The 12,776-nt window shown below is 39.0% G+C and carries 11 protein-coding genes; 5 read left to right on the top strand and 6 right to left on the bottom strand.

The genetic code is table 11. The features are described from left to right. Positions 1-15 precede the first annotated feature (15 nt). Entirely contained in the window at positions 16-354 is a 339-nt protein-coding gene (locus tag H5089_RS04475) for a Grx4 family monothiol glutaredoxin (RefSeq protein WP_004335359.1), read from the bottom strand. A gap of 266 nt (positions 355-620) precedes the next feature. Between H5089_RS04475 and H5089_RS04470 the strand changes: the two genes are divergently transcribed. The 4 genes from H5089_RS04470 to H5089_RS04455 all read left to right on the top strand — a co-directional run bounded on the left by H5089_RS04470 (position 621) and on the right by H5089_RS04455 (position 6,184). Beyond that, positions 621-1,202: a superoxide dismutase gene (locus tag H5089_RS04470; RefSeq protein ID WP_002960323.1), complete on the top strand. Its 582-nt coding sequence runs from the start codon at positions 621-623 to the stop codon at positions 1,200-1,202. Positions 1,203-1,412: 210 nt separating this feature from the next. Next, positions 1,413-3,335 (top strand): PrkA family serine protein kinase, encoded by a 1,923-nt coding sequence (locus tag H5089_RS04465; RefSeq protein ID WP_182711564.1) that lies wholly within the window; start codon positions 1,413-1,415, stop codon positions 3,333-3,335. Positions 3,336-3,366: 31 nt separating this feature from the next. Beyond that, positions 3,367-4,650, top strand: coding sequence for a YeaH/YhbH family protein (locus tag H5089_RS04460; RefSeq protein WP_182711563.1), 1,284 nt, complete (start codon positions 3,367-3,369; stop codon positions 4,648-4,650). 19 nt (positions 4,651-4,669) lie between these two features. Further along, the gene (locus tag H5089_RS04455) at positions 4,670-6,184 is read left to right on the top strand and encodes a SpoVR family protein (RefSeq protein ID WP_182693978.1); all 1,515 of its coding nucleotides are present in this window, start codon (positions 4,670-4,672) and stop codon (positions 6,182-6,184) included. 100 nt (positions 6,185-6,284) lie between these two features. Here H5089_RS04455 and H5089_RS04450 read toward each other — a convergent pair whose 3' ends face one another. Continuing rightward, positions 6,285-7,256 carry a diguanylate cyclase gene (locus tag H5089_RS04450; protein ID WP_182711562.1) on the bottom strand — a complete coding sequence of 324 codons (972 nt, stop codon included), beginning with the start codon at positions 7,254-7,256 and terminating at the stop codon, positions 6,285-6,287. Between the two features lie 3 nt (positions 7,257-7,259). Next, positions 7,260-8,264: a response regulator gene (locus H5089_RS04445; protein ID WP_182711561.1), complete on the bottom strand. Its 1,005-nt coding sequence runs from the start codon at positions 8,262-8,264 to the stop codon at positions 7,260-7,262. A gap of 233 nt (positions 8,265-8,497) precedes the next feature. On the opposite strand from H5089_RS04445, the gene tpx reads away from it, so the two are divergent. After that, the gene (gene tpx, locus H5089_RS04440) at positions 8,498-9,079 is read left to right on the top strand and encodes a thiol peroxidase (RefSeq protein WP_002962322.1); all 582 of its coding nucleotides are present in this window, start codon (positions 8,498-8,500) and stop codon (positions 9,077-9,079) included. A gap of 87 nt (positions 9,080-9,166) precedes the next feature. On the opposite strand, the gene adk is transcribed toward tpx, so the two are convergent. The 3 genes from adk to H5089_RS04425 form a co-directional block, all read right to left on the bottom strand. Then, the gene (adk, locus tag H5089_RS04435) at positions 9,167-9,811 is read right to left on the bottom strand and encodes an adenylate kinase (RefSeq protein WP_002962321.1); all 645 of its coding nucleotides are present in this window, start codon (positions 9,809-9,811) and stop codon (positions 9,167-9,169) included. Positions 9,812-10,002: 191 nt separating this feature from the next. Further along, positions 10,003-11,916 carry a molecular chaperone HtpG gene (gene htpG, locus H5089_RS04430; protein ID WP_024596357.1) on the bottom strand — a complete coding sequence of 638 codons (1,914 nt, stop codon included), beginning with the start codon at positions 11,914-11,916 and terminating at the stop codon, positions 10,003-10,005. 118 nt (positions 11,917-12,034) lie between these two features. Beyond that, positions 12,035-12,772 (bottom strand): RluA family pseudouridine synthase, encoded by a 738-nt coding sequence (locus H5089_RS04425; RefSeq protein ID WP_182711560.1) that lies wholly within the window; start codon positions 12,770-12,772, stop codon positions 12,035-12,037. Positions 12,773-12,776: the final 4 nt, after the last annotated feature.

Genomic DNA, 12,776 nt, shown 5'->3' with positions numbered 1-12,776 from the left:
AGGTTGAGTAATAAATTACTCTGCGTCAGCTTCTTTGTATTTAGCAGCAGTTTCAGTAATTAACGGCTGTAATTCACCGCGTTGAAACATTTCGATAATAATGTCACAACCACCAACTAATTCGCCATCTACCCAAAGTTGTGGGAATGTTGGCCAATTTGCGTATGCTGGAAGCTCAGCACGAATGTCTGGATTAAGTAAAATATCAACGTATGCAAATGGTTCACCACATGACATTAACGCTTGCGATGCTTGTGAAGAAAAACCACAATTTGGTAATTTTGGTGACCCTTTCATGAAAAGGATTATTGGATTTTCTGAAATTTGCTGTTTAATTTTATCAATGGTTTCCATCTACAACCTCAAAGTAACGATAGCTAAATATATTTAGGTCTTGAAAATAACTCATCGTGACCACAAATATATAACTTAAAATGGGCAAATAAAGCCGCAATTGAAATAGTCTTTCGCAATAGCATTGCTGTTTGCTTAAACTTGAGTAAAATACTCAACAATTATAGTAACACTATATTACCGCTTGGTATAGGTAACTGCTCTGTTTCAACAGGCATTACGTATTACCAAATGGACTATCAACCAAAGAAGATGGAGATAAAAAAATGGCATTTGAACTACCGTCACTACCATATGCAATCGACGCACTTGAGCCACATATTTCAAAAGAAACGCTAGAGTTTCACCATGGCAAACACCACAACACTTACGTGGTTAAGCTTAATGGTTTAATCCCTGGTACTGAGTTTGAAAACAAATCTCTAGAAGAGATCGTATGTTCATCAGAAGGCGGCGTATTTAACAACGCAGCACAAATCTGGAACCATACTTTTTACTGGAACAGCTTATCTCCAAACGGCGGCGGCGAGCCTACTGGCGCAGTTGCTGATGCAATCAACGCTAAATGGGGTTCTTTTGATGCGTTTAAAGATGCATTAAATGACAAAGCAGTAAATAACTTTGGTTCAAGCTGGACGTGGTTAGTTAAGCTTGCTGATGGTTCACTAGACATCGTTAATACATCTAACGCTGCTACACCATTAACTGATGATGGCGTTACTCCAATCCTTACAGTGGATTTATGGGAACACGCTTACTACATCGATTACCGTAACGTTCGTCCAGATTACCTTAAAGGTTTTTGGTCGCTTGTTAACTGGGAATTCGCGAACGCTAACTTCGCTTAATTAGCCTTTAAACGCTAATGTAAAAAAGACGCTTAGGCGTCTTTTTTTGTTTGTTGTTTATCACACCTAAGCGCCTCATCATCTAATAAAACACTTTTAGTAACATGATCTTTTTTCACTTAAATTTTTAATTTTATTGCACAAAAATACACATTCGTGACTAGACTTTAAAAGGTAAGCACCTTTTTACAGCGGGTTTCGGAGGTTATTATGACGATTTTTGAGCATTACCAAGCACGATACGAAGCGGCACAGGAAGAAGAATACAGTATCGCTGAATTTCTTGAGATTTGTAAAACCGATAAGTCTGCCTACGCCAGCGCACCAGAACGCCTACTCATGGCAATTGGCGAACCACACATGGTAGATACCGCAACGGATGCACGGCTAAGTCGATTATTTTCAAATAGAGTAGTTGCGCGCTACCCTGCCTTTGCTGATTTTTATGGTATGGAAGACGCCATTGAGCAAATAGTCTCTTATTTAAAACATGCGGCTCAGGGGCTAGAAGAATGCAAACAAGTGCTTTATTTACTTGGACCTGTTGGTGGGGGTAAATCATCCATTGCTGAAAAACTAAAGTATTTAATGCAACAAGTGCCTATTTATTCAATTAAAGGGTCTCCTGTAAACGACCACCCCCTCTCCTTGTTTGATCCTATCGAAGATGCAGACGTACTCAGCAAAGAATACGGTATTAAACCGCGCTACTTAAAAACCATTATGTCGCCTTGGGCTGGCAAACGCTTAAAAGAGTTCAATGGTGATATTAGCCAGTTTAGAGTGGTTAAACGCTACCCTTCTATTTTAAACCAAATAGGCATTGCCAAAACCGAACCAGGAGATGAAAACAACCAAGATATTTCAGCACTGGTTGGTAAGGTCGATATTCGCCAGCTTGAGCACTTTGCCCAAAACGATCCTGATGCATACGCCTACTCTGGCTCTTTATGTTTAGCTAACCAAGGGCTGATGGAATTTGTAGAAATGTTTAAAGCGCCTATTAAAGTGCTGCATCCTTTACTTACCGCCACCCAAGAAGGTAACTATAACGGCACAGAAGGTATTAGCGCCCTGCCCTTTAATGGCATGATCCTCGCTCACTCTAATGAGTCTGAGTGGCAAACCTTTAAAAACAATAAAAACAACGAAGCATTTTTAGACCGTGTTTATATTGTAAAAGTCCCTTATTGCTTACGTGTAACTGAAGAAATTAAAATTTACGATAAATTACTTGAGCACAGCGAGCTATACAACGCGCCATGTGCACCGGGTACACTCAAAACATTGGCGCAATTTACGACGCTATCACGTTTAAAAGAGCCAGAAAATTCAAGTATCTATTCTAAAATGCGGGTATACGATGGCGAGACCCTAAAAGACACCGACCCTAAAGCAAAATCGTATCAAGAGTATCGTGATTACGCAGGTGTTGATGAAGGTATGACGGGGCTCTCTACCCGCTTTGCGTTTAAAATTTTGTCCCGTGTGTTTAACTTTGATACCACTGAGGTTGCTGCAAATCCGGTGCATTTGTTCTATGTGCTTGAGCAACAGATAGAGCGCGAGCAATTTTCAAGTGAAATAGAAGAGCGTTATTTAGGCTTTTTAAAAGGCTATTTAATTCCACAATATGTCGAGTTTATAGGTAAAGAACTGCAAACCGCTTATTTAGAATCGTACTCAGAATACGGACAAAATATTTTTGACCGTTATGTTATTTATGCAGATTTTTGGATACAAGACCAAGAATATCGCGACCCCGATACAGGGCAACTATTTGACCGCGCAGCGCTAAATGCTGAACTTGAAAAAATAGAAAAGCCAGCGGGTATTTCTAATCCTAAAGATTTTCGTAATGAAATAGTGAACTTTGTACTGCGTGCCCGTGCACACAACAACGGTAAAAACCCACTATGGACAAGCTACGAAAAACTACGCACGGTGATTGAGAAAAAAATGTTCTCTAATACCGAAGATTTACTCCCTGTTATTTCGTTTAATACTAAAACGTCTGCAGAGGATCAGCAAAAGCACGAAGACTTTGTGAACCGTATGGTCGAAAAAGGCTATACACAAAAACAAGTTCGCTTGCTTTCTGAGTGGTATTTACGGGTTAGAAAATCGCAATAACCTTCATAGTCGTAGTATATAGGAGGTCAATATGGCGCATTTTATAGATAGGCGTTTAAACGGAAAAAATAAAAGTACGCTTAATCGCCAGCGCTTTATTAGGCGCTATAAAAAACAAATTAAAGAAGCGGTTTCAGATGCGATTAACAAACGCAGCGTTACCGATTCAAGCTCTGGTGAGAGTATTTCTATTCCACAACGCGATATCAGCGAACCTACATTTCATCAAGGGCAAGGCGGGAATAGAGAACAAATTCACCCTGGTAACGATCAGTTTTCTACAGGTGATAAAATTGAGCGCCCTAAAGGCGGACAAGGCGGTGGTGCCGGTGAAGGTGACGCCAGCGATTCGGGCGAGGGACAAGATGAGTTTGTATTTTCAATATCAAAAGATGAATACCTTGATTTACTGTTTGAAGATCTAGAACTTCCTAACTTACAAGAGAACCAGCTTGATAAGTTAGTGCAAATGAAAACCCATCGCGCAGGTTTTTGTAGCGACGGCATGCCAAGTAATATTGACATTGTACGCTCTCTTCAAGGCTCGCTTGCACGGCGTGTTGCCATGAGTGCAGGTAAAAAACGCCGTTTAAAAGAGCTCGAAGAACAACTTGTTCTGCTGCTTGCTGGTCCACATAACGATAAAGCGGCAATTGCTTTATTACAAAAAGAAATTGCAGCATTAAAAGTGCAAATTAAGTCGGTTCCGTTTATTGATAACTACGATTTACGTTTTCGTAATTACGAAAAGCGCCCTCACCCCACCAGCAAAGCCGTGATGTTTTGTATTATGGATGTGTCAGGCTCAATGGATCAGCCAACAAAAGACATGGCAAAGCGTTTTTATATTTTGCTCTATCAATTTTTAACGCGCAGTTATAAAGACATAGAAGTTGTTTATATTCGCCACCACACACAAGCTAAAGAAGTAGACGAACAAGAGTTTTTTTACTCCCAAGAAACTGGCGGCACTATTGTTTCAAGCGCTCTTAAATTAATGAACGAAATAATAAAAGAGCGTTATCACGCAAACGAGTGGAATGTATACGCCGCACAAGCCTCTGATGGCGATAACTGGGCGGATGACACGCCGCAGTGTGGTGAAATATTACGTAATAAGCTCTTAAGCGCAGTACGCTATTTTGCTTATATTGAAATAACCACTCGTGCTCATCAAAGCCTATGGCGCGAATATGAATCAATAACACACAGCCATAATAATTTCGCCATACAGCATATTCAAAGCGTTGAAGATATTTACCCAATTTTTAGGGAGCTATTTAAAAAAGGTCGTCAACAGCAAAACTCTGCATAGCCAAAAGCGAGGTAGTATTATGAATGATAAACGATTGAGTGATGGCCCAGATTGGACCTTTGATTTATTAGATGAGTACCAAGGTGAAATTGCCCGTGTTGCAGCTCACTACAGGTTAGACACCTACCCTAATCAAATTGAAGTGATAACCGCAGAGCAAATGATGGATGCTTATTCAAGCGTTGGTATGCCTATTGGCTACAGTCATTGGTCTTACGGTAAGAAATTTATCCAAACAGAGCAAAATTATAAGCGCGGACAAATGGGTCTCGCTTACGAAATAGTGATAAATTCAGACCCTTGTATTGCGTACTTAATGGAAGAAAACACCCTACCTATGCAAGCGCTTGTAATGGCACATGCGTGTTACGGACATAACTCATTTTTTAAAGGTAATTACTTATTTAAAACCTGGACCGATGCAGGTTCAATTATTGATTACTTGGTATTTGCTAAAAACTACATAAGCCGCTGTGAAGAAAAGCATGGTATTACACAAGTAGAAGCCCTACTCGACTCATGTCATGCATTAATGAATTACGGGGTCGATCGCTACAAACGTCCACAACAAATATCGCTATTTGAAGAGCAAAAACGCCAACAAGAGCGCGAAGACTACCTTCAATCGCAAGTAAACGAATTATGGCGAACTATTCCTGAGCAACAGCAAGAAACCAAAAAGAAAGTCCGCCATTTCCCTTCTGAACCTCAAGAAAATATTTTGTATTTTATTGAAAAAAATGCCCCATTACTGGACTCTTGGCAACGTGAAGTGATACGTATTGTTCGTAAAATTTCGCAATACTTTTACCCACAAAAACAAACTCAAGTAATGAACGAAGGCTGGGCAACTTTTTGGCATTACACCATCCTTAATCACTTATATGATGAGGGAAAGCTCAGCGACTCTTTCATGTTAGAGTTTTTACAAAGCCACACCAACGTAGTTTATCAGCCACCTTATAACAGTAAGTATTATTCAGGCATTAACCCATATGCTTTAGGCTTTAATATGATGGTTGATATTCGCAGAATATGTGAACACCCAACTGAAGAAGATAAACGCTGGTTTCCTGAATATGCAGGTAGTAACTGGCTAGATACACTGCATTTTGCAATGGAAAACTTTAAAGATGAAAGTTTTATTAGCCAGTTTTTATCGCCTAAGTTAATTCGTGATTTTAAATTATTTACTATTATTGACCATACTAATAATCCCCATCTAGAAATTGGCGCAATACATAACGACAACGGCTATAAGGCAGTGAGAGAAGCACTCTCAGCGCAGTACAATTTAAGTAATCATGAGCCTAACATTCAAGTGTATGATGTTGATATTAGAGGTGACCGTTCATTAACCCTACGCTATGTACCTCATAACAATATTCCTTTAGCAAACTCGCACGAGGAAGTGCTTAAGCATCTTTACAGATTATGGGGCTTTAAAGTAAAACTAGAGCAAGAGTCAAATTCTGGTGAGGTTTCAATGATTGGTCAATGCCCAATAGATGACTCTCGACACACAACACAATAATGAAGGGCAATACAATTTCCATACTGATTGGATTTGCTCAGCAGATTGTAAAAAAACACGGTATTATTTAACCCTAAATTCTGGATATAAAAAATGACGCTTAAGCGTCATTTTTTATATCTTCGTAGGCTATTACTTTATTTCGTCCTGTATTTTTAGACTGGTACAGTGCTTTATCTGCAGCCTCTATCCAGCGCTCATGATTTTTAAAATCATTACTGCTACCAGCCAGCCCTATACTTACCGTCATTGTTATTTCAAAGTGTTTATACTTAACAGGGTTAGTTTCAATCAATACCCTTAAACGCTCAGCAAATACAAAAGCGCCTTCTTTATCTGTATCAAGCAATGTCACTGCAAACTCTTCACCGCCATAGCGCCCTGCAACATCAGTCTCGCGCAGCGTCGTACGTATTAAGTTAGATAAGTGACGAAGCGATTCATCACCACAGCTATGACCATATTCATCATTTATTTTTTTAAAGTGATCAATATCAAACATTAATAATGTACTACAGCCACCACTTCGCTTAACTCTTAAAAACTCTTGGCGTAGCGTACCTTCCCAGTGTCCACGGTTTGCAAGCTGCGTTAAGCTATCTGTTTGACTTACTTGTTCTAATTTTTTATTTAACTCTTCAAGCTCTTTTTTATTTACCGCGACATCTGTTACATCATACAAAATAATACAAATGTGGCTAACTTCGCCCATCGTATTGGTAAGAGGGATGAATGTCGCATTTTGATACATGTAATCAGCTTTACCAGTAATAGGTCGATAATTTTTAAACCTAAAAATGTATGGCTGCTGCTCCCAAATCGTAAAAGAGCGGTTTTTTAAAACAAAAACCGACTCAGATTTACTTCTAAACCATTTTTCGTCTATTGCAGGAAATAAATCAAATAGATCTTTATCTTTTACTGCGCTTGGTAGAAGCCCTGAATGGTTTTCCATAAAACCATTCCATACACACACCTTATAATCCCTATCGAGTACCACAAGGCCTACATCAACGGTATTAAACATATCCATTAACCAATGGATCTCATTCATTTCTAAATCAGCGGCCATAACTTAATCTTCTAATAGGTAAGCAACTTTGTATTTCAAAGTTTTAAGTGAATCTTCAGTAAATAACAGCATGAGGTCGCAATTTATATCATGGTTTTCAATACCGTAACTAATCTCTATTGCAAGGGTGCGTTGCCAACGTGACTTGTTTGATTTAACCAACTCAGATACATCTCTGTGTTGGCCAAGTACAATCGGGTGCCCTTGGCTAAATGACATATCGAGCTGTTTTGAAAGACCCGTTAAAATAGCGCCTATCAAAATATTACTAATATCCATAAGCAGCTCAAGTTCAACTTTATCGTTTAACTCGCCGTCATAGTTCATCAAAGAAGCTATTTCTTTAAAGCTTGAATCATTTAAAAGTAATAGCGCCTCGCCCGAAATACCACCGCCAATAAAGCCCTGGCACACACCCGATGTAGCTGCGTTATTATCTATAGACTGCAGCGCCATATCGAGTTCATTAACTTCCAAAATATTCACATTAGGAATTGGTAACTCTACAAATACATTAAGAAGACGTGCAAGTAAATCCCCAGCCTGCCCCATAGCAACGTTAGTTAGCTCTTGGTATATATCCCGAACATCAGGGTCGACTTGCTCTCCTAGCGAATGAGAGAGACGCTCACGCATGGCTTTATCTTTAATCCCATGGTGTTCAATTATGCTGGCTAGTTTTTCGGGAGAACATGGTTTTTGAATAAAATCGATAGCACCAAGCTCAAGCACTCTTTGGTGTGCACTTGGTTGTATATCACCAGAGACAACAACAGTGAGAATATTAAGCCCCTGTTTTTTCATAGCGATTAAAACTTCATAACCGTCCATTTCTGGCATGTTTAAATCGAGAAAAAGTATCTCTGGTTCAATTAACTTTATTTGCTTTATACAATCAACGCCGTCAAGTGCAAATTCAACTTTAATGTCCCAATCTTCAGGTAATGAGCGAGCTAGCTGACGCCTAGCTAATTTCGAGTCATCACATATTAATACCGATGTTGACATATTATCTCTCTGTTTCTAAACCAGTAATGAGCATTAAAATCATTTTATGATGGTTTTTATTTTTATTATTGAAGATATCTTTTGTAACTTCATGTTAATCAAAGTTTAGCATAGTTACAATTTTTATATTTCAGAGCTAATACCCACTCTATTAAGCAGGTTTAATCACTTGGTAACTAAAGCCCAGTATAATACACTGACGCCCATTGCGTTAATTTAAAAGGAAATACCTTATGTTACGTTCACTTGCCTTTGCTTTGAGTGCATTTTGTTCTGTGGCTATTGCAGCCGACTATCCAGAAAACACACTTGATGCAGGAAAAGTATCCGCACAAGGCAAACCAGTCACTTTATTAGGTCAAGGTATCTCAATTGGAGATAGTGCGCCAAACTTTAAAGTTGTTGATGACAACTTTATTCCAGTGACACTTGAGGATTATAAAGGCCAAGCTGTATTAATAAGTGTAGTACCCAGCCTAGATACCGGCATTTGTAGCCTGCAAACTAAGCACTTTAATGAAAAAGTAGCCTCACAATTCCCAAGTGTAGTTATGCTAACAATTAGTGCTGATTTACCATTTGCTCAAAAGCGTTTTTGCAAAGCTGAAAATATCGATAAAATCACTACGTTATCAGATTCTGTTTGGCGTGATTTTGGTCAGAAATACGGATTGATTATTAAAGACATGGGCTTACTAACGCGAACAGTCTTTATTTTAGATGAAAGCCATAACGTCATTTATAAACAGTTAGTGAGTAGCCTTTCAACTGAACCAGAATACAACAGCGTAATTGAAAAACTTAAAACATTGTAAAGTCCATTAAGTAGCACTAATTAAGCAATGCTAAATCCCTTAAAACAAAAAACCGCCAATTGGCGGTTTTTTAATGTGCTTTTATAATTAACCTAAAAGTTCACCAAGTTGTTGGCTAACAGTTTCAACAGCTTGTGTACCATCTAGTTTATGGTATTGAGTATTACCAGCAGCCGCTTCTGCTTGATAGTAATCAACCAATGGCATAGTTTGCTCGTGGTAAATACCTAAACGTTTACGTACTGTTTCTTCAGTATCATCAGCGCGAACAATTAAGTCTTCGCCAGTTTCGTTGTCTTTACCTTCCACTTTTGGTGGATTATAAACAACGTGGTAAACACGACCAGAACCAGGATGAACGCGACGTCCGCCCATACGCTCAACAATGACTTCATCAGCCACGTCAAATTCAATAACGTGATCAACCACTACGCCATTTTCTTTCATTGCATCCGCTTGCGGGATTGTACGCGGGAAGCCATCAAGTAAAAAACCTTTCTCACAATCCGCTTTAGTAATACGCTCTTTAACTAAACCAATAATAATATCGTCAGAAATTAGTTGACCAGCATCCATTACTTTTTTTGCTTCTAGACCCAGTGGCGTGCCTTCTTTAATTGCCGCACGTAACATATCGCCAGTAGAAATTTGTGGAATACCGTATTTGTCCATTAAAAACTGAGCTTGAGTACCTTTACCTGCACCCGGCGCGCCCAAAAGAATAATGCGCATATTATTGTCCCCTAGTATGGATATTTATTTTAAAGCCTGAATTCTTCCACAAGCGCCGCCGATACTCAAGCAACTTATACTAATTGATGAGCCGTTGGGGTGTTTACAGGGCATTAAAAAAGGGAACACACGTTCCCTTTTATTTAAAGTACATAAATTATACTTTATTAACTGAGTAAATAGCTATTTGCTTATTTACTTAGTTCAAGCATCAATTTATTTAAGCGAGTAACAAATCCTGTTGGATCTTTAAGTGTACCGCGTTCTGCAAGTAGCGCTTGATCTAGTAAAACGTGTGACCACTGCGCAAACTTATCTTCATCTTGTTCGTCATTTAAGTGCTTAACAAGTTGATGCTCTGGGTTTAGCTCAAACACAGGTTTTGCTTCAGGGGCTGCTTGACCAACAGATTCCATTAGCTTTTGCATTTGTGAGCTCATGTCGTTGTCGTCGCTTACAACACATGCTGGAGAATCTGTTAAGCGGTGCGTAAAGCGCACTTCTTTAACGTCATCACCTAGTGCTGTTTTAATACGTTCAACAAGGCCAGCCATTTCTTTTTCAGACTCTTCTTGCGCTTTTTTAGTTTCTTCGTCGTCAAGCTTACCTAAATCTAAGTCACCACGTGTGATCGACTGTAGTTGCTTATCAGCAAATTCAGTTAGGTGACTCATCATCCACTCGTCAACACGGTCACTTAGTAGTAATACTTCAATGCCTTTTTTGCGGAAAATCTCTAAATGCGGTGAGTTTTTCGCAGCGGTGAATGTATCAGCTACTACGTAGTAAATTTTGTCTTGGCCTTCGTTCATGCGTTCAACATATTGCTCAAGCGACACATCTTGTGTTTGTGAATCAGTGTGTGTCGAAGAAAAACGAAGTAGCTTACAAATAGCTTCTTTATTGGCAGCATCTTCAGCTGGGCCTTCTTTCATTACTTGACCAAACTCATTCCAAAATACTTGGTAATCGTCAGCTTTGTTTTTAGCCATACGCTCAAGCATTTTAATAATACGCGATGTACACCCTTTACGAATAGCTTGCGTTACTTTGTTGTCTTGTAGAATTTCACGAGATACGTTCAGTGGTAAATCGTTTGAATCTAGTAAGCCTTTTACAAAGCGAAGGTAGCTTGGCATGAATTGCTCAGCATCATCCATTACAAACACACGTTGTACGTAAAGTTTTAAACCACTTTGACGTTCACGGTTCCATAAGTCGAAAGGTGCTTTTTTAGGAATATATAAAAGGCTAGTGTATTCAGTTTTACCTTCAACCTTATTATGTGCCCAGCTAAGTGGCTCTTCCCAATCATGGCTTACATGCTTGTAAAACTCTTTGTATTCATCATCAGAAAGCTCTGATTTATCGCGTGTCCACAATGCAGTCGCGCGGTTAATGCTTTCCCACTCACCTGGTACTGCTGGAATTTTTTCGCCGTCTTCGCCTTCAGATTCAGGCACTTCTGCTTTAAACATTTGTACTGGCGTTGAGATGTGATCAGAGTATTTAGTAACGATACTTCGTAGGCGCCAGTCATCAGCAAATTCTTTTTCTTCATCGCGAAGATGTAAAATAATGTCGGTACCACGGCCTTCTTTTTCAATTTCTTGAAGTGTGTATTCGCCTTCACCTTGAGATTCCCACTCATAAGCGGTTGTTTCACCGGCTTTGCGTGTACGAACAGTGACTAAATCAGCAACAATAAATGCTGAGTAAAAACCAACACCGAATTGACCAATTAACTGTGAATCTTTACTTTGATCACCCGTTAAGTTTTTGAAAAACTCAGCAGTACCCGACTTTGCAATAGTACCTAATGAGCTAATGATTTCATCGCGCGTCATACCAATACCATTATCTGAAATGGTAATTGTATTTGCTTCTTTATCTGCACTAATACGAACACGTAAATCGGCATCACCTTGGTAAAGGTCACCTTGAGATAATGCTAAAAAGCGTAACTTGTCTGCTGCGTCTGATGCATTTGACACAAGCTCACGTAAAAATATTTCTTTATTAGAATAAAGAGAATGAATCATTAAGTTTAATAATTGTTTTACTTCTGTTTGAAAGCCTAATGTTTCTTTTTGTGCTGCAGTCATTTATATATCTCCAATTTGCAAAGTGTCTGCGTTATGCACTTAATATGGGGTGAGGTGTTAGAACTTCAAGGGAAAAATTTAAAAAAGGTGAAACGAAAACAAAGAACCATTAATTTGTTTAAAACGAATGCGGACAATTAATATGAATCTTTTCACCAGTTGTTGGATGTTCAAAATATAAATCGCTGGCATGTAATTGTAACCGCCCTGCCATATATTCACTTTGCGCACTTTTATATAAATCACAGCCTAAAATTGGGTGCCCTATAAACTGGCTGTGTATTCGTAATTGATGGGTACGCCCAGTAATAGGTGTAAATTGCACTAAGGTTCTGCACGGCTGCCTGAGCCGCTTAAGTACTTTATATTCACTCAGCGCTGTTTTACCTGTCGATTGGCAAATTTTAACACGCGGAAAAAGCAGTTTATCTTTTGCAATTGGCGCAGTAATTTGCCCTTCATCAACAGCCAAGCATCCCTCTAACATGGCTACATAACGCTTTTGAATAGTACGCGCTTGAAATTGCTTATTAAGGTGCTTTGACGCAATCGCGTTTAACCCAACAATCATAATGCCCGATGTGCCCAAATCTAGCCGATGCGGTAACTTAGCCTCTGCAAATGCAGCTGTTAAGCCCTTTTGACCATTTACTAAGCGGTAATGCACTGAGTCCCAATTAAGCGGATTTTTACCTGATAAGCTTAATAGTCCACTGGGTTTATTGATCAGTAAAATATCGTCATCTTGATATAATATTTCAATAAACCCGTCGCACTTAGGGGCTACAAAATCATCAACTATAATGGGTTGTTCTGAAGGTGTTTGCGATGTTGAGTTAGCCATTAAGTTAATCATTAAA

Origin of the sequence: Pseudoalteromonas sp. SR45-1, from assembly GCF_014163655.1 — a bacterium.
In the GTDB taxonomy this organism is placed as follows: Bacteria; Pseudomonadota; Gammaproteobacteria; order Enterobacterales; family Alteromonadaceae; genus Pseudoalteromonas; species Pseudoalteromonas distincta.
The sequence above is the reverse complement of the archived record's forward strand: the minus strand, read 5'-3'. Positions and strand labels throughout refer to the sequence as shown.